General features: G+C 63.8%; 10 protein-coding genes. 2 read left to right on the top strand and 8 right to left on the bottom strand.

What is annotated here, in order from left to right; translation table 11 throughout:
• The first annotated feature begins 9 nt into the window (after positions 1-9).
• Positions 10-2,205 (top strand): transglycosylase domain-containing protein, encoded by a 2,196-nt coding sequence (locus tag ACWCOO_RS06540; protein ID WP_446830196.1) that lies wholly within the window; start codon positions 10-12, stop codon positions 2,203-2,205.
• Between the two features lie 34 nt (positions 2,206-2,239).
• Here ACWCOO_RS06540 and sufT read toward each other — a convergent pair whose 3' ends face one another.
• From sufT to ACWCOO_RS06500, 8 genes are read right to left on the bottom strand one after another with little or no spacing between them, the layout of a single operon-like run.
• Positions 2,240-2,791, bottom strand: a complete 552-nt coding sequence (gene sufT, locus ACWCOO_RS06535) for a putative Fe-S cluster assembly protein SufT (RefSeq protein WP_446830195.1) — start codon at positions 2,789-2,791, stop codon at positions 2,240-2,242.
• Positions 2,792-2,797: 6 nt separating this feature from the next.
• On the bottom strand, positions 2,798-3,277 hold the full coding sequence (sufU, locus tag ACWCOO_RS06530) for a Fe-S cluster assembly sulfur transfer protein SufU (RefSeq protein ID WP_446830194.1): 480 nt from the start codon (positions 3,275-3,277) through the stop codon (positions 2,798-2,800).
• Positions 3,278-3,286: 9 nt separating this feature from the next.
• Positions 3,287-4,540 (bottom strand): cysteine desulfurase, encoded by a 1,254-nt coding sequence (locus tag ACWCOO_RS06525; protein ID WP_446830193.1) that lies wholly within the window; start codon positions 4,538-4,540, stop codon positions 3,287-3,289.
• A 5-nt stretch (positions 4,541-4,545) separates the two neighbouring features.
• On the bottom strand, positions 4,546-5,409 hold the full coding sequence (locus ACWCOO_RS06520; protein WP_446830192.1) for a SufD family Fe-S cluster assembly protein: 864 nt from the start codon (positions 5,407-5,409) through the stop codon (positions 4,546-4,548).
• Positions 5,406-6,167, bottom strand: a complete 762-nt coding sequence (sufC, locus tag ACWCOO_RS06515) for a Fe-S cluster assembly ATPase SufC (protein ID WP_446830191.1) — start codon at positions 6,165-6,167, stop codon at positions 5,406-5,408. Before sufC ends, ACWCOO_RS06520 begins: the two co-directional genes overlap by 4 nt.
• Positions 6,164-7,621: a Fe-S cluster assembly protein SufB gene (sufB, locus tag ACWCOO_RS06510; protein WP_446830190.1), complete on the bottom strand. Its 1,458-nt coding sequence runs from the start codon at positions 7,619-7,621 to the stop codon at positions 6,164-6,166. The genes sufC and sufB overlap by 4 nt, the downstream gene beginning before the upstream one ends.
• Complete coding sequence (locus ACWCOO_RS06505; RefSeq protein WP_446830189.1) at positions 7,618-8,076, bottom strand: SUF system Fe-S cluster assembly regulator; 459 nt, start codon at positions 8,074-8,076, stop codon at positions 7,618-7,620. Before ACWCOO_RS06505 ends, sufB begins: the two co-directional genes overlap by 4 nt.
• 30 nt (positions 8,077-8,106) lie before the next feature.
• Positions 8,107-8,790, bottom strand: a complete 684-nt coding sequence (locus ACWCOO_RS06500; RefSeq protein WP_446830188.1) for a 4'-phosphopantetheinyl transferase family protein — start codon at positions 8,788-8,790, stop codon at positions 8,107-8,109.
• Positions 8,791-8,885: 95 nt separating this feature from the next.
• On the opposite strand from ACWCOO_RS06500, the gene ACWCOO_RS06495 reads away from it, so the two are divergent.
• Positions 8,886-19,196, top strand: coding sequence for an SDR family NAD(P)-dependent oxidoreductase (locus ACWCOO_RS06495; protein WP_446830187.1), 10,311 nt, complete (start codon positions 8,886-8,888; stop codon positions 19,194-19,196).
• Positions 19,197-19,207 lie beyond the last annotated feature (11 nt).

The raw sequence follows: 19,207 nt of genomic DNA, 5'->3' as shown, positions 1-19,207 counted from the left end.
TGGCTGGAAATGAGCAAGAAGCACGTTGCCGCCCTTGCGGTGATTGCAATCTTGGCTGCTGCGGTTGGTTCAGGCGCGCTTGTCTGGAGCACCAGAGCGGCCATGAGCCCTTTGCCGATAAGCCTTGAGCGCATGAGCGGCGGGGCGAGACGTCTGGAGATTGTCGATCGCAATGGCGTACCGCTGAACGTTACCTACACCAACGACTGGAACCTCCACGCCCGTGTCCGTCTGCACGAAATTCCCGAGTTTCTGGTCACGGCCTTTCTGTATGCTGAAGATGCCCGGTTCTTCGACCATTCGGGGCAGGATTGGCAGGCGAGGTTGGCTGCGCTCGGACAAAATCTGCGTGCCGGAAGCGCGGTGCGTGGCGCCAGCACGATTACTGAGCAGGTCGTTCGTATGTTGCGTCCGCGTCCAAGGACGATTTGGTCGCGCTGGGTCGAGGGGTGGGAAGCAACCCGGCTGGAGGGATCGCATCCGAAGCAGCAAATTCTCGAGTTCTACTTGAACCAGGTGCCGTATGCAGCCAACCGCCGCGGTGTCGTGCAAGCCGCGCGCTACTATTTCGACCGCGACCTGAGCGCTCTCAACCACCACGAAATGCTGGCTCTGGCCGTGTTGGTACGGGCGCCTTCGCGATTGGACCTCTGGCGCGGCGACCGGCGCGCGCTCAACCGGGCAATCGTCCGGCTTGCAGGCAGGATGGCGGACGACGGCCTCCTTCCACGCCAAAGAGCGCCTTTCGGCGAGTTCGATATGCAGTCTCCGGTCACGCCCGTACAGGCAGAACACTTGCTGCGTTACGTCAACGAGCATTACGATCTCGTTGCGAACGCCGGGGTGGATTCGCGTTTGCAGGTGACGTTGGACGGCAACCTGCAAATGCGCTTGCAGTCATTGCTGAATCGGCGTCTGGAAACGCTTGCGGGCCGGAATGTGCACAACGCCGCCTTACTGGCCGCGGATCACCGCAGTGGTGAAATCCTGGCCTGGGTTGTTGGTGCGGCCCGCGCGGATACGCCAGCGCGGTTGATCGACAGTGTGCGCAGCCTGCGCCAGCCCGGCTCCTCGCTCAAGCCCTTCCTCTACGCGCTGGCCCTGGAGACGGGCTGGACCGCCGCCTCGCTGATTGACGATGCTCCGCTGACCGACATGGTGGGCATGGGCCTGCATAGCTACCGGAACTATTCAGGCACCTTCCACGGGCCCATTACCTTGCGCCAGGCATTGGGCAATTCGCTGAACACGCCTGCCGTTCGCGCCGTCACCTATACCGGCGAAGGGCGCTATCTGGACTATTTGCAGAAGCTTGGAGTGAGCACTCTGGCTCGCAATACCGATCACTACGGTCCCGGCCTGGCACTGGGGAATGGCGAAGTCAGCCTGCTCGAATTGACGCAGGCCTACGCCGCGCTCGCTAGCCGCGGTCTGTATCGCCCGTTTTCTTTGTTGGCCGGGGATTATGCCCAACGTGCTTCGCGCCGGGTCATGTCTGCGGAGGTAGCCTCTCTGATTGCCGATATCCTTTCCGATCCCCAGGCCCGGAGTCTTGAATTCACTGGCGGATTGCTGGATATCCCTGTGCAGACCGCGGTAAAGACCGGCACCTCGAACGATTACCGCGATAGCTGGGCTTTGGGCTTCGACAGTCGGTTTGTGGTGGGTGTATGGATGGGCAACTTGGACCGGCGGCCAACCCGGGGGGTGACAGGGTCCATAGGCCCGGCAATGGTGATGCGGGCTGCGTTCGATCTCCTGTCCCGCGACGGGAATACTGCTCCGTTGTGGCTTAGCCCTCGGCTGGTGCGGCATGAGGTTTGTGCCGATACAGGCATCGCTTGGCGTCCCGGCATGCACTGCCCGCGGCGCTTCGAGTATTTCCTCCCAGGGTCGGGTCCTTGGCAGTCCCTCGATTCCGGCGAAGGCAACCGAGTTATTGCCATGAGCCAGCCCACCGACGGTCTGCTGCTTGCCTACGACCCGCGGCTGCCGGGCGACTACCAGGCGTTTGATTTTGTTCTCGCTGGTGTTCGGGAGGAGGATCATGTGGACTGGCACATAAACGGAGGGCCCCCGCTGCGCCGCATGGGCGCCCGCTACTCATGGCCGCTTCAGCGCGGCAAGCACAGGGTAAGCGCCACAATCCGGCGGCAGGGGCAAATTCTCGCTGAACTCGAAGAAACGCGCTTTACGGTGCGCTGAGGCAGTTCTGAAGGGGCTCGACGCAGGCTAGACGCTACAGGAGGCCGGCTTCTAGCTGCGCGGCCTCGGACATCATGCTCTGGTTCCAGGGCGGATCGAACACCAGCTCCACCGCGACCTCGCCGATTGTCGGAATCATGGCGATCTTTTCGCGCACATCTTCGACCAGGATTTCTCCCATGCCGCAGCCGGGCGCGGTAAGCGTCATTTCCACCGAGACGTCGCGTTCGCCTGCTTGGCCGCGTGTGACTTCGCACGAATAGATCAAGCCGAGGTCCACGATGTTCAAGGGTATCTCGGGGTCGTAGCAGGTCTTCATCTGTTCCCATACCAGCGCTTCGACATCCGAATCGCCCGCGTTCGCCGGCAGTTTTGGAGGCTCAACGGGCTTCTTGCCCAGAGCATCGGCATCGGCGCCGGCGATCCGGTATAGCCAGCCGTCCACATACACCGTAAAGCTGCCGCCCAGAGACTGCGTGATGAAAACGAGCTGGCCGGCGTGCAATTGCGCTTCTTCGCCGGCAGGGATGATCACCGCCCTGCAGTCGCGGGTCAGTGTGACGGGCTCGCTCTGATTGCCGAACACTTCCGACTACTCGGTGCTTACCGGCTGTGTCTCGCCGTCCAGAGCGGCGGCCAGAGTACGCCATGGCAGCGTTACGCAACGGGTGCGGGAAGGGTAGGCGCGGACGCTGCCCAGGGCCACGATGTCGCCCAGACTGTCGAGCGCATCTTCGGAGCCCGGGGCGAAGGCCGCGAGCACGCGTTCGGCTCGCTGCCGCGCCTCGCTCTCTGCTATGCCCTTGAGTAGCTCCATCATCATGGACCCGGAAGCCAGGCAGAGCGCGCAGCCGGCAGCCTCGAAGCTGATATCGGCGATAGTGGTCCCATTGCGGGAGTCCGGCATGCGCTGCGGGTGGGTTTCGCGCAGATATACCGTCACCTTGTCGCCGCAAAGCGGGTTGAAGCCTTCGGCCATGCGGTCTGCGGGCTTGAGCGCGTGAAAGTTCCTCGGCGAGCGGCTGTGCTCCAGCACTGTGCGCTGGTAGAGACTCTTGAGTTCGCTGTTCAACGCTTCACCTCATCGAAACAGCTTGCGCGCCGTCTCGATTCCTTCGGCCAGACGGTCGATTTCACCGCGCGTGTTGTAGAAAGCGAACGATGCGCGGGATGTGCCCGGCACGCCGAAGCGCTCCATGAGCGGCATGGCGCAGTGGTGTCCGGCGCGTATGGCGATGCCTTCGTGGTCGAGGATCGTGCCAAGGTCGTGCGGGTGAATGTCTTCCATTACGAACGATACGACCGCCGACTTGGGAGCGGCAGTACCGATTATGCGCAAGCCGTCTATGGCATTCAGCCGTTCGGTGGCGTAGTGCAGCAACTCATGTTCGATCGCAGCGAGGCCCGCCAGGTCCCGACTGCCCAGATAATCAATGGCCGCTCCGAGGCCGATGGCGCCGGCGATATTGGGCGTTCCTGCCTCGAACTTGTGCGGAGGCTTGTTGTAGCTGGTGCCATCGAAGCGCACTTCCAGAATCATCTCACCGCCACCCAGAAACGGCGGAAGTTTTTCCAGCCATGGGCGTTTTGCATAGAGCGCGCCGATGCCCGTCGGCGCGTACATCTTGTGGCCGGATAGCGCGTAGAAGTCACAGCCCAGCTCTTGCACGTTCAATGGGAGATGTCCTGCGGCCTGGGCGCCGTCGATCAGCACGGGCACACCCACCTCCCGCGCCAGCGTGCAAATCTCTGCAACGGGGTTGATAACCCCCAGCGCATTGGATACGTGGGTTACGGCAATCAGCTTGACCTTCGGATTGATCCGTTCGCGAAACGCCTGCAGGTCCAGCGCTCCCGATTCCAGCACCGGCGCCACCTGTATGCGGCCACCCGCTCTAGCGCAGAGCTGCTGCCAGGGCACGATGTTGGAGTGGTGCTCCATGTGCGTGAGCAGTATCTCCGAGTCGGGCTCCATGCGGCTATCCATGCAGCGGGCGACAAGGTTGATGGATTCGGTAGCCCCGCGCGTGAACACGATTTCCTTCGAAGATGAGGCCTGCAGCCAGGCGCGGACGCGGTCCCGAGCTCCCTCGAAGGCGGTGGTGGCCTTGTCGGAACGCGCATGTATGCCACGATGCACGTTGGCGTGCATTTCGACTTCGTATCGGTTCACCGCATCCATGACGGCCTGTGGTCGCTGCGTGGACGCGGCATTGTCCAGGTAGGCCAGAGGCTTGCCGTTCACCTGCGTTGCCAGAGCCGGGAAGTCGGTCCGCAAGGACGCCGCTTCGAGCGCGGATTCGCGTTTTGCCAGACTGTGGGTGCCGACGGGCATTGTTATCAGGCTGCCAGTTCAAGTGGCCCGGAGTCGGATAGCGCCCCGTCCAGGATTGCGCCCGCCATGCCTTGCGCCTCAGCAAGGTCGATGGCGTTGATGATGCGCGACGCGAATGCCCGCACCAGCGTCGCCCGGGCCAAACCCGGTGGCAGACCGCGAGTGCGCAGGTAGAACAGCGCCGCCTCATCCAGCGCGCCGGTAGCGGCACCATGCGCGCATTGCACTTCGTCTGCATATACCTCTAGTTCCGGCCGGGTTTCCATCCGGGCGCTCTCGTCCAGCAACAGGTTGTCGTTGCGCAATTGCGCGTCGGACCCTTGCGCCTCAGGAGCAATGAGGATCCTTCCAGCAAAGCGGCCGCTGGCGTTGGCGCTTACGATGCATCGGCACAGGCTTTCGCTGCGCGCGCCGCGCGCCTCGTGCTGCAGTTCGATATCCAGCTCGGCTTGCCTCCCGGCCTTCACCAGCAGCAAGGCGCCGTGGCGGAATTGCGCGCCGCGGCCATCCATGCTTGCCTGCACGGTTTCGAAGTCGCCGGCGGCGCCGGCGCCGATGCGCGTGTATTCCAGTTTCGCGTCTTCCGCCAGGCGGATTCGCCGCTGTGTGGTGAAGCGGCCCATGCCGTGATCGTCCAGCACGGCCACATGGCGCATCTGCGCGCCTTCGGCCAGTTCTACATCGACCCGCAGCTTCACCCTGTCTGCACCTTGTCCGCTGTGCATTTCCTGGAGTTCCAGGTAGCTGCCAGGTTCCAGCACTACCTCGATACTGTGATCGCGCTGCTTGTCGGGGCCGTGCTCGAAATGCACTACCTCGGCGCGCTGCGCGCCTGCTTCCACGACCATCCTGGCAACCGCTGCGTTCATGCCGCCTCCGGCAGAAACGCTTCGTATCCCGTGGCCTCGAGTTCCCCTACCAGTTCCGCGCCCCCGGAACGGGCAATCCGCCCGCCGGCCAGCACATGCACCCGGTCCGGCGACACCAGGTTCAGGATGCGTTCGTAGTGCGTAATCAATACGAATGCGCGCTGGCCGTCGCGCAATGCGCGAATGCTTGAAGCCACGACTTTCAGAGCATCAATGTCCAATCCCGAATCGGTCTCGTCCAGCACCGCCAGGCGCGGCTGAAGCACGGCAAGCTGCAGAATCTCGTTGCGCTTCTTCTCGCCGCCGGAGAAGCCTTCGTTGATCCCGCGCTTGAGGAGTTCCGGCTTGAGCTTGAGCCGGGAAGCCTCCTGGCGCGCTTGACGCAGGAAATCGGCGGCATTGATCTCCGGCTGACCTGCTGCCTTGCGCTGTGCATTCAGGGCCGAGCGGAGCAGATACATGTTGCTCACGCCCGGGATTTCCACCGGATACTGAAAGCCCAGGAACAAGCCCTTGCAAGCGCGTTCCTCGGGGTTCATACCCAGCAGGTCTTCGCCGTCGAACAGCACGCTGCCGCCAGTGATCTCGTAACCGTCGCGCCCGGCCAGCGCTTGCGCCAGGGTGCTCTTGCCGGCGCCGTTGGGGCCCATGATGGCATGCACCTCGCCACGGTCCACTTGCAGTGACAGTCCGTTCAGGATTGCCTTGCCGTCCACGCGAACCTCGAGGCCGCTTATGTCCAGAAGGGGAGTGTTCATCCGATCGCTCCTTCGAGACTGACGTTCATCAGAGCTTGCGCCTCCACCGCAAATTCCATCGGCAGCATGTTGAACACCTGCTTGCAGAAGCCGTTCACGATCAGGTTGACCGCGTCCTCCTCGCCCAGCCCGCGCTGACGGCAGTAGAAGAGCTGATCTTCGGAAATTCGCGAGGTGGTGGCTTCGTGTTCGACCACCGCCTTGGGATGCGCAATGTCCATGTGCGGGAAGGTATGGGCGCCGCAGTCGTGTCCGATCAGCAGCGAATCACACTGGGTTCGATTGCGCGCGCCTTCGGCCCGCGGGAATACCTTGACCAGACCGCGGTATGTATTCTGCGCGCGGCCCGCCGATATGCCCTTGCTCAGGATGTTGCTGCGGGTGTTGCGGCCAATGTGAATCATCTTGGTGCCGGTGTCGGCCTGCTGGAAGTTGTTGGTTACCGCCACCGAGTAGAACTCGCCGGTGGAGTTGTCGCCGCGCAGGATGCAGCTTGGGTACTTCCAGGTGATCGCCGAGCCTGCTTCCACCTGAGTCCAGGAGATGGACGAGCCGTCGCCCCGGCAGTCGCCCCGCTTGGTCACGAAGTTGTAGATGCCCCCACGGCCTTGCTCGTCGCCCGGATACCAGTTCTGCACCGTGGAATACTTGATCCGCGCGTCCTTGAGCGCCACCAGCTCCACGACCGCTGCATGTAGCTGGTTTTCATCGCGCATCGGGGCGGTGCAGCCTTCAAGGTAGCTCACTTCGCTGCCTTCGTCGGCAATGATCAGGGTGCGCTCGAACTGTCCGGTATTGCGCTCGTTGATGCGGAAGTAGGTGGACAGCTCCATGGGACAGCGCGTGTTCTTCGGGATATAGACAAATGAGCCGTCGGTGAATGTGGCCGAATTCAGCGCCGCGAAATAATTGTCGCGGTAGGGAACGACGCTGCCCAGGTACTTGCGCACCAGTTCCGGATGTTCGCGGGCAGCCTCCGAAAACGAGCAGAAGATCACCCCGGCTTCGGCCAAGCGGCTCTTGAAGGTGGTGGCCACCGATACGCTGTCGAACACGGCGTCCACCGCCACGCCCGCGAGGCGGGCCCGCTCATGCAGTGGGATGCCCAGCTTGTCGTAGGTCTCCAACAAGCGAGGATCGACCTCGTCCAGGCTCTTGGGCGCGTCCTTGGCCGGGCCGGGCGCGGAGTAGTAGGAAATTGCCTGGTAATCGATGGGCGGAATATTCAGTTTCGCCCAAGATGGCTCCCGGGCCTCGCGCCAATAGCGGTAGGCGCGCAAGCGCCATTCGAGCAGGAACTCCGGCTCACCCTTGCGCGCGGAAATGATCCGGATCACGTCTTCGTCCAGCCCCGGGGGCAGGGTGTCGGATTCGATATCGGTGACAAAGCCGTGGCGGTATTTTTGCTGCAGCAGCTCCTGGATTTCCGCATTGCGTGTGGCGCTGTCGCTCATCGCCCCATCCTCGCGGTGAAATCGGCGGCCAGTTTGGGCGCGCCGAAACCCGGCGCCGAGCGCCGCAAATCGTCAAGTGTCACTTCTTCAAGCGCGCCGCGAATAGCGCGATTTATCTGTCGCCAGGCGCCGCCCACGCTGCAGAAGGGCTCCAGCTCGCAGTGGCCTTCTGCATGACTGCACTCGGTAAGCGCCATTGGTCCCTCCAGAGCTTCGAGAATTTCCGCCGCATTGATGGCGCTTGCGTCGCGCGCCAGGCGGTAGCCGCCCAGCGCGCCGCGCTCGGACAGCACCAGGCCGCGCACAGCCAACTGCTTGAGCAGTTTCTGCGCCGTGGGCAGACGCAGACCGGTAGCCTGGGCAATGCGCTTGGCGGATTGCGACTGGCCTGCGGCCTGCGCCAGACTGCCCAGGATCATGGTTCCGTAGTCGGTAAGCCGGCTCACTCTCAGCATCTTGGCTCTCTCTGACTAAAGAGGACTATTTTAGTCCAATTCCCGGGCGACAGCCGCCGCGAACTGCTCGTTACCAATGTTTTCTATGCGCCATCGGATCGACGGAGTTTCCGGAAAACTGAATTCGGCGGTGGTATCGCCCCGAATCAGGGCGGGCGGAATCTCGAATCCCGCAGTATCCATCGACAATCCGTCGCCGGCGGCCTTCACCAGCGCCTCCTTGATGGTCCATAGACGGTAAAACAGTTCGACTTTGGCGCTGCCCTCTGTCCGTTCGAGTTCGATTCGTTCTCTGGGCGTGAACAGCAAGTCTGAATAAGCCTTGAGATTACGGTCGGGTGAACGCTCCTCGACATCCACGCCGATGCGCCCCCCGGGTGCCATGGCAATCAATCCGTGGCGACCGCCATGGCTTACATTGAAAGCGATTCGCGCCGGCTCGCCGGCCACAATGGCGAGAGGCTTGCCGAAGCTTGAAACAGTGAATGCAAGGTCTTCGTTGTCGCATCCCAGCTTGCGGCAAAGAATCGCTCTAAGCGCGGAGCGGCACAGTGTGAATTGGCGGCGCGATTGGGGATTCACGAACCGGCTTCGACGTTCGAGTTCACTTGCGTCGAGCCAGCCCAATGCCTCCTGTTCGCGGGAGGCATTCGGCGCCAGGTTCAGGTGGACGATGAGTTCTTCGTCGGTCTCCCGTATAGGGCGCCACAGCATTGCTCTACCTATAATATGACGGGTATTCGCTGTGCGGGAACAGATATGAAATACCGGGAAGGAAGTTTCATGCACCGTCGGCGAACATTCGGAACATGAATTCAGGCAGTCCGAACAGCGTCCCGGGGAGTCATCGGGACAGCGGCCATGCGCCGGATGAGCCGGTAGCGATTGTCGGCATGGCCTGCCGGTTTCCGGGCGCGGATGGTCTCGCCGCGTTCTGGCGCATGCTGGAAGCGGGCGAAAGCGGTGTGATCGAAGGGGAGCCTGGTTCCGGTATCGGGCGTATCGGCACATTGTTCTCTGCGGGCGAAGGTAAGGCTGAAGCCTGCCGGTTCGGTGCCTATCTCGACAATCTTGACCGGTTCGACGCCGGCTTCTTCCACATTTCGCCGGTGGAGGCGCAATTTCTGGATCCCCAGCAACGGATGATGCTGGAGATCTGCTGGCACGCGCTGGAGGACGCCGGCATTGATCCGAATGGTCTCAAGGGCAGTCGCACCGGCGTCTATGCGGGGATCAGCAATAACGAGTATCGAGGGTTGATCCTGGAGCGCACTCGGCCCGACGAGCCCGCCGCCAGCCTCTATTCCGTGACCGGCACTTCCTTCAACACGGCGATCGGCCGGGTTGCTTACGCGCTTGGTTTCGAAGGCCCGGCGCTTGCGCTGGATACCGCCTGCTCGTCTTCCCTGGTTGCGATCCACCAGGCGATTGCAGGCCTTCAGCGCCGCGAGGCGGACCTGGCTCTGGCTGGCGGCGTACACGCGATATTGTCCGGGCAGTTGCTTGAGATGCGCGCCAACGCCGGAATGCTCTCCCCGGACGGCCGCTGCGCCACATTCGATGCTGCTGCTAACGGTTATGTGCGCGGCGAGGGTTGCGGGATCGTGGTGCTCAAGCGTCTCGCAGACGCGGAAGCCGAAGGTGACCGCATCTGGGCGGTGGTTCGAGGAAGCGCGCTGAATCAGGACGGCGCCAGCCAGGGATTGACCGTGCCGAGCGGGCCAGCGCAGGAAAAGGTTATAGCGGCCGCATTGCAACGAGCCGGTTTAAGCGCCTCGGACGTGGATTATGTTGAGGCGCACGGGACAGGCACGGATGTTGGCGACCCCATCGAAGCGCAGGCGACGGGCACAGCCTACGGTCGGGGGCGCGACCCGGACCGGCCTCTGTTGATAGGTTCGGTCAAGACCAATATCGGCCATCTCGAAGCGGCGGCAGGGATCGCCGGGGTGATCAAGACCGTGCTGGCCATGAGGCAGGGAATCATCCCCAGACACCTGCATTTTCAGGACCCAAGCCCGAAGATCGATTGGGACCGGCTGCCGCTGAAGGTGACGGCAACGCCCACGCAATGGCCACAGATTTCCGGTGCCCCGCCGCGAGCGGGTGTCAGCGGCTTTGGTTGGTCCGGGACCAACGCCCATGTTGTGTTGGAGGGCTACGGTGAACGGCGGGAAGAGCTTGTCGGCGATCCGACCCACGGACCCTCCGGGTCGCCGCGCGCCATTGCCGTCTCGTTGTCCGCCGACGGCGGCCCGGCGGGCGGCGCAGGACTTCATCCTCGCAGGACGCGCTTCCTGCCGCTTTCCGGCAGGTCGGGTGCGGTTCTTCGTGAGCTTGCCCAAAACTACTTGTCATGGCTCGACGAACGCGCCGACATCTTGACCGCAGGCGACAGCGGCGCGGATTTGCTTGCCGACATGGCTTGGACGGCTGCCGCTGGACGCAGCCATTTCGACCACCGCGCTGCCGTGGTCTTCCGGAACGCTGCCTCCTTGCGGACAGGGCTGCGGCAGCTCTCCGAGGCGGAAGTAAGCCAGGCGGCTCCGGCAGCCAGGAAGGTCGCTTTTGCCTATACCGGGCAGGCCAGTCAATGGCCCGGCATGGGCGAGGCGCTGTATGCCAGCGAGCCGGTGTTTCGGGCCGTGCTCGACCGCTGTGATGCCGTGCTTGCCCAAGAACGTGGCGCATCCCTGCTAAACGTGATGTTCGGCCGGCCGGGGGCGGCGGGTAACCTGGATGATCCGCAATGGAAACAACCGGCGATTTACGCGCTCGAATGTGCGCTGACCGAGTTGTGGGCAAGTCTCGGAGTTCGCCCCGATGTCGTAGTCGGGCACAGCTTGGGTGAAATCGCGGCCGCGTATACCGGCGGCGTATTCTGTCTTGAAGCCGGGTTGCGCTTTGCTGCGGCTCGAGGCCAGCTCATCGGAGACCTCCCTGGCGAAGGCGCCATGGCGGCCGTGTTTGCACCGGCGCCGCGCGTGGCCGAGGCGCTGGACGCGCACAATGCCGCATTCGCCGGCATCGGCCTCTGCATAGCAGCGGACAACGGCGCCCACCAAGTCGTTAGCGGCCCGGCGGAGCAGATCGGCGCATTCCAGGAAGCTCTGGAGGCGCAAGAGCTGCGGGTTGCGCGGCTGCGGAAGAGCCCGGCCTATCACAGCGCCATGGTCGAACCTGCGCTGGACGCGCTTGAAGCGGCGCTGGCCGGGATCAAATTCAAGCCTTCGTCTATCCCCTTCGTCAGCAACCTGACCGGCTGCGCGTTCGATGCGGATGCGGCGCCGGACGCGGCCTATTGGCGGCGGCAAGCGCGCGAGCCAGTCGCTTTTCGCGCCTGTGTCGAGACGCTGGCGGAGATGGGCGTTGACGCAGTTGTCGAGATCGGACCCCATGCCGTGCTGGGGCCGATGGCAACCATGGCGTGGCCGGAGGACGGCAAGGCTGCACCGCCAGTCGTTGTGTCGAGCCTGCTCCGCCCGGCGAAAGATGAAGAACCGCCCCGAGCGGGCAGCGGTGGCGGTTTTGTAGAGGCAGTTGCCGGTGCTTACGAGGCAGGGCTGTCGCTCCGCTTCGACGGGTTGTTTGCCGGCGAGGAGCGTCGCCGGATCGCATTGACGGGCTATCCCTTCGAGCGCGAGTCCTATTGGGTCGAAGGGAACAGGCGGCGGTCGGAACTCGGTCATCCCTTGTTGGGAGCGCGGCACGAATCCGCAAGTGGGGAGATTACATTCGATACCGTGGTCTTCCCGGTAGACCCGGTGTGGCTTGACGATCATCGGGTATTCGGTCGCGTTATCGCGCCGGGTGCGCTTTATGGGGCGATGGCCGCGGCGGCGACTCTTGCCGAGGGTGCCGAATCGGCAGTCATCGAGGATTTCGCGATGCATAACGCCTTGGTTCTTCCCGACGAAGAAGCCGAAAACGGCGCAGCGGATGCGGGCCGGCGGATGCAAGTCCTCATTGACGACGCTGACGATGTGACTCGCCGGGTTCGCGTTCTCAGCAGGGGCGAGGGCGAAGACGACTGGACCTTGCATGCAGAAGGCCGGATTTCGGCGGCTGCCGCCGGGGTGCCGGGCGTTGGCGCGGCGCAGGATGTCGAGGAACTGACGGCCGGCCTGAAAGAGGTGGATGTCGCGGCCTATTACCGTGCCAAGGCAGCGGTGGGGATCGAACTTGGGCCTTCCTTCCGCACACTTGCGGCGCTTTGGGCACGAACCGGCGAGGCGGTGGCCGAAGTGGCGCTTCCGGTGGGTTTCGAACGCGGTCCGCTCGACGTGCATCCACTGCTTCTTGACGGCTGTTTTCAGGCCTTCGGCGCGGCGCGCAATCCCGATGGCGGTGCAGAAGACGCCACTTATCTGCCGTTCGCATGGGAACGTCTATGGCTTGCTGGCCGTCTGCCGAACCGGCTCATTTGCCATGTGCGCATGCAGGAAAGCCCGCAAGGCGCGGGCAAGGATGCGGAGGAACTGCCGGAGGTCCATGCGGCGGATATGCGCCTTTTTGACTCCAAAGGGGCCCTCGTCGGAGAACTGGCCGGATTTACGGTAAAGCGGGCGACGCGGGCGGCGCTGTTGTCGGCGGCGGAAGGAATTGACGAGCTACTCTACGAGGTCGTCTGGCAGGACTGCCCACTCGCGCCGGGTATCACGTCTGCCGACTTCCTGACCAGCCCGTCCGAGATTTTCGCAAACACGAGCTTTTTCCCAAATTATCTGGCCAACGAGGGCGTCGATGCTGGCGACAGGGCAGCCATGGTGACCGAAATGGGTCAACTGGCCGACGCGTACGCTCTTGCGACCCTGGACAAGCTTGGCTGGAAGCGGGAGGTGGGCGCGACCGTGGAGCCCGCCGAATTGCGCGAGAGTCTGGGTGTCGGGGCGGAGCACGAGCAGCTTTTTCGCCGCATGCTGGAGATGGTTGCCCGAGCCGGAGTGCTGGAGCAGTCCGGCAATGGATTCGCGGTTGCCGTCGCGTCTGGCGAACCATGGCCGGAGGTGCTGCCCAAGGTCCCCGAGGCGACGGCGGACGGGTTGGCGGCGCGATACCCGCATGGAGCGACCGAAATCGGTTTGTTCCGGCGCAGTGGTGCAGCGCTGGCCGATGTCCTGCGGGGACGAATGGATCCGCTGACACTGTTGTTCAGCAGCGGCGAGCCGACGGCGGCCGATCTCTATGTGAAAGCCGCGGTGTCTCGCGCCGCGAACCAGTTGTTGACGGACGCGGCAGCGGCGTTGCTTAGCGACATGCCCGAAGGGCGGAGGCTGAGGGTGCTGGAAGTGGGCGCCGGCACCGGCTCGGCAACCGCCGCGATACTCCCCGAACTGCCGGAGGGACGCTACGACTACACCTATACGGATATTTCCGCGGGCTTCTTCGCGGAGGCGGAGGCGCGCTTCGGCGGGGTAGAGGCGTCGATCGACTATCGGGCTCTTGATATCGAAAAGGATCCGGTGGAACAGGGCTTCGACCGCCACGGCTACGACCTGGTGATCGCTTCCAACGTGCTGCATGCGACGCGTTTCCTGAACGAGACGCTCGCGCACTGTCTCGAACTCCTCGCCCCGTCGGGCCAGTTGGTGGCGCTGGAGAACATGCTCGGCCAAGGCTGGCTCGACTTGACCTTCGGCCAGCTCGACGGTTGGTGGCGCTTCGCCGACAAGTATCGCCCGCACCACGCGCTTGCCGAACCCTCCGTATGGCGTCAGGCGCTGGTGGACGCCGGCTTCGAGGATATTGCGATACTGGGTGTGGACGAATCCGACCCGGACGCCAACCCGGACCGCGGCGTGATCATGGCGCAGGGTCCGGCGGAAGTGAAGGAAACTCCAGGCATGTGGGTGCTGGCCGCCGACCGTGGCGACGTGGCGGCCGAACTCGCGGCGGTGCTCGCGGCGCACAACCAGACGGTCGTCCTTGCCGGTGCGGATACAGATCCCGGCCGGCCCTTGGAGGCGACCGGCGCGGTTGTCGCCGAAGTGTTCGTGGAAGCGGAGCGGCGCGAATCCTGGAAGTCCGTTCTTGAAGAACTGCCCGCAGATCCGCCGCTGGTTGGGGTCGTGCATCTGGCCGGTCTGGACGGTCACGGCGCACAGGCAAGTACGCAGGAAATGGGCGAGGACGTGCGTCATGCAGCGGCAAGCGCGCTAGCCCTGACCCAAGCCCTGGTGGATTGCGATCTGACTTTGGCCAAGGGCCTCTGGTTTCTGACGCGGGGCGCCCAGGTGCTGGAGCGTGAGAGGGGCGGGCAACTGGCTGGCGCGACCCTCTGGGGATTCGGCAAGGTGGTAGTGCCGGAAGCGCCTCAATTGCAAGCGAGAATGCTGGATCTCGATCCCGCCGATGCCGAACTTCCGTTAGAACTGGCTGACGAGTTTCTTTACCCCGACGCCGAGACCCATATCGCTCATCGTTTCGGCCGCCGCCGGGGTGCGCGGCTGGTTCGCGCGTCGGCGGTCACGGACCGGCTGAGCCTGCCCGAGGCCCCCGGCTGGGTGCTGGAGCCCGATGCGGGCGGCTCTCTGGATGCGATCGGCGTGGTGTCGGTGCCGGAACGACGCTTGAAACGGGGCGAGGTTCGCGCCGCGATCGAAGCCTTCGGCCTCAATTTCAGGGATTTGCTTATCGCCATTGGCGTTGCCGACGGTTTCATGGGCGGGGAATTCTGCGGCCGCATACTCGAAGTAGGGGAGGGCGTCACCAGGTGCGCCGTGGGAGACCGTGTCGTCGGAATGTCGCACCGCAGTTACGGCTCAGAGACCGTAACCGTGGAAGACATGGTCGTGCCCGTACCACCGAGCTTCTCGGTTACCGAACTTGCGACGATTCCTTCAGCATTCGTATCGGCGGCGCTGTCGTTCGAGCTTTCCGGGCTTGATGCCGGCGACCGGGTTCTGATTCACGCCGGCGCAGGCGGGTTCGGGCTTGCAGCGATCCAACTGGCGCAGGCGGGCGGTGCGGAAGTCTTCGCCACGGCCAGCGCTCGCAAGCGCGACTATCTCCGATCTCTAGGCGTGAACCACGTGTTCGACAGCCGCACAACGGCGTTCGCCCAGGATGTCCTCGACGCCACGAACGGCGCGGGCGTCAACATGGTGCTGAATAGCCTGACCGGCGAAGGCTTTATCGAGGCAAGTCTCGAATGTCTCACCGAGGGCGGGCGCTTTGTGGAAGCGGGCCGGATGGGCATTCTGAGCGAAGAGGAGATGGCGGCCGTGCGGCCGGACGTGTCTTACGCCATCCTGATGGCTGATGTCCTCAAGGAGGAAGAGCCGGCGCGGGTGGGCGAAATCCTGGAACGGCTCATGGAACGGTTCGAAGCGGGCGAACTCACCCCGCTGCTACACGCTCGATGGCCGCTGGCCGAGGCCGGGGCCGCGATGAAGTGCATGCAGAACGCTCGCCACATCGGGAAGATCGTGTTTACGAACTCGCCGCTGGCTAGGGGGCGTCTGCGCGATGACCGCAGTTACCTGGTTACCGGCGGGCTCGGCGGCATCGGCTGCGCGGTGGCCGGCTGGCTCGCTGATCGCGGCGCCGGCACCATTGTGCTTAACGGCCGGCGGCCACCGGATACCGAGATCGAAGAGCAAATCGAGACGCTGCGCCAACGCGGAGCCGACATCCGCGTAGAGCTCGCCGACGTGACGGATGCGCCGGCGGTGGACGCCATGTTGGCGCGCATTGACGCGGGCCTGCCGGCGCTCGGCGGCGTCATCCATAGCGTGGGCGTGCTTTCGGATGCCGCGATCGGTAACCAGAAGTGGGACAACTTCGAAACCGTGTTGTGGCCCAAAGTCCTGGGTGCATGGCACCTGCACCAGGCGACTATCGATCGCGATCTCGACCTGTTTGTCCTCTTCTCGAGCGCCGCTGGCGTTCTCGGCAATCCGGGTCAGGCAAACCACGCGGCGGCCAATGCATTCCTCGACCAGCTTGCCGCGCATAGGCGCGCTTTCGGGCTCCCAGGTCAGACCATCGCCTGGGGCGCGTGGTCGGAGATCGGCGAGGCAGAGGAGCAGCGCGAGCGCATCACGCTGCGCTTCGCGGCGGGCGGGCTCGAGTGGATTGCCCCACAACAGGGTATCCGTGCGCTCGACCGGCTGGTGCGGGAAGATTCCACGGTCGCCGTCGTGCTTGCGCGCGACTGGGCGGCCCTTGGCGAATCCCTCGATTCCCGCCCGCAACTGCTGGAACATCTGCTGTCCGACGGCCCGGACGACGACGCTGCCGAGCCCTTGGGCGCGGATCTTCTTTCCCGGCTACGCGAGGCGCCCGCAGCTATGCGCAAGGACGTGCTCGCCTCGTTCCTGCAGGGAGAAGTCAAGGCGATCCTGAGGTTGTCTGCGACACCCGGGGCCACTGTCGGTTTTTTCGACCTTGGTCTGGACTCGCTGATGGCCGTAGAACTGCGGAACCGGCTGAACCGCGCCTTCGCGGGCAACTACACTGCTTCGAATACGGTGGTATTCGACTATCCCGACATCGCCGCCCTTTCCACCTATCTGGCGAGCGAGCTCGCGCCGGTTATCGGGGGCGAGACGCCTTCGGCGCAGCCGGAGCCGGTTCCGGAGCCGTCCGAGCTAACCGATGGCGCGGACCGTTCCGACGGCATCGCCATCGTGGGAATGGCATGCCGGTTCCCCGATGCACCCAATCTGCCGGCCTTCTGGCGACAGCTCGATTCCGGCTCGGATGCAGTGGCCGACGAGCGCAGCGAAACAGGACCATGGAGCGATTTTGCGGACAGCTTGCCGGCTGGATACGCTCACTACGCGAAAGCCGCATTCGTGGATGGAATCGATCAGTTCGATGCGCAGTTCTTCGGAATTTCGCCTATCGAAGCACAGTTGATGGATCCGCAGCAGCGCATGTTGCTGGAGACTACCTGGCAGGCGCTGGAGGACGCCGGGATCGATCCGGACCGCCTCAAGGGCAGCAACGCCGGCGTCTATGCCGGTGTCGCGTCCAGCGAATACCGCGACCTGATGAAGTCCGGAGATCACGGCATCGGCTATCTGAGCACCGCTGCGAGCATGGCGGTCGGGCGCCTTTCCTACCATTTCGGCCTTACCGGGCCGGTGATGCCGGTTGGGCTGAATTGCGCCTCGTCGCTGGTTGCCGTTCATCAGGCGGTGACCGACTTGCGTCTGGGTGTGGCCGATCTGGCCCTGGTCGGTGGCGCGAGCGCTGTACTCTCCGCTCCCGTGACTCGTGAAATGGCGGACTTGGGGCTTCTTTCGCGCGAAGGTCTGTGCAGGACCTTCGATGCCGATGCCGACGGATTCGTGCGCGGCGAAGGATGCGGGATGGTTGTGCTCAAGCGACTTGCCGACGCCGAAGCCGACGGCGACCGCATATGGGCAGTGATCCGCGGGTCCGCTGTGAACCATAACGGCGCCGCAGCCGGCGCGACTGTCCCGAACGGTCCGGCACAGGAACGGGTGATTGAGCAGGCCCTGTCACGGGCCGGTTTCGCTCCCTCCGAGGTGGACTATCTGGAGGCGCATGGTTCGGGATCGGAGCTTGGCGATCCCATCGAAGTGAAGGCGGCCGCGGCAGTTTACGGCAAGGGCCGGAGCGCAGAGCGTCCGCTGCTGATCGGCTCGGTAAAGACCAACATCGGGCATCTCGAATCGGCATCGGGCGTGGCCAGTCTGATCAAGACGGTGCTTGCGATGAGTTGTGGAACGATCCCCCGGCACCTGAACTTCCGCAGCCCGAGCCCGCTTATCGAGTGGGACCAGTTACCTGTGCAGGTGGCCGAGGACGCGACCGGCTGGCCCAGCGACGCGGACCGGCCACCGAGGGCGGGCGTCAGCGCTTTCGGGATTTCGGGCGTCAATGCCCATGTCGTGTTGGAAGGATTCGGCACGGCCAACGGTATCGGCGCCAACGGCGCCGGTGCTCCTGCCCCGGCAGGGGCCGCCAAGCCTGTCGCAACACCATTGCCGGAGGCGGTGGTGGTGTCTTCGCAGGACGGATACGCACACACCGCACGCGAGACACGTCTACTGCCGCTCTCGGGTAAAACGCAGGACGCCCTGAAGGCACTGGCGGGCAGGTATCTGTCGTGGCTGGACGAGCACGCGGGCGAAATTTCGTCCGACCGTGCGGCGTCCGATCCGCTGCTCTCCGATATGGCCTGGACGGCCGGCGTAGGACGAAGTCATCTTGAGTGGCGCGCGGGCATTGTATTCAACGATGCCGCTTTGCTCAGCACGCACCTGAAGGCGCTCGTGAGTGCCGAACACCTCCCGAAACCGGCGTCGGCCACGAAAATCGCTTTCGTTTATCCGGACGATATCGGCGTTCAGACAAGCCTGGTCGAGACGCTTTATCGGAACGAGCCGTCGATACGGGCGGTACTGGACCGCTGCGATGCTGTTATTCGCGAGAGACAGGGCGAGTCGCTGCTCGAAGCAATGTTCAATGGGGCAACTTCGAAGATGGGTTCCGATGGCGCAGCGTGGCACAGAGCGGCAAATTATGCGCTTGCATGCGCGCTCACCGCGCTCTGGTCGAGCGTCGGCATTCGGCCTGGCGTGGTATACGGGAGCGGCGCGGGGGCGATGGTGGCGGCGTTGGCCGCCGGTGCCTTTTCATTGGAAGACGGATTTCGGCTGGCGGCGGCGACCGACGAATCGGAAACCTTGTTAAAAGATGTATCGCATGGCTCGCCGACGACCCCGCTCGTGAGCGCCATTACCGGTCGGTTGCTGGATTCAGGGGAAGTGCCGGGTCGGGACTACTGGCTCCGTCAGGCACAGGAATCCGCTTCGATGGAGCGTTGCGCGGAAACCCTGGCGGAACTGGGGGTTGATGCGATCATTGAGATCGGCCCTGGAACCGCACTCGGCGCAGCACTCTTGAGCGCCTGGACCTCTAACGGCGCGGCTGCGCCGATCACGATCGGGAGTCTGAAGCAGGTGTCGAAAGAGGGGACTAATCGAGCGGTACGCGCCGACGTCGGCTTCGTGGATGCCGTCGCCGAAGCCTATGAGGCAGGTCTCCCGGTTTCCTTTACGGGACTCTTCGCGGGCGAGGTCAGACGTCGGATCGCGCTTCCAGGCTATCCGTTCCAGCGCCGGAGCTACTGGCTCACGAAATGAGAACGGCAGGC

This window comes from Candidatus Foliamicus sp. (genome assembly GCF_965221325.1).
In the GTDB taxonomy this organism is placed as follows: Bacteria; Pseudomonadota; Gammaproteobacteria; order Steroidobacterales; family Foliamicaceae; genus Foliamicus.
Note: the sequence above shows the minus strand (reverse complement) of the source record. Positions and strands in the feature narration are given on the sequence as shown.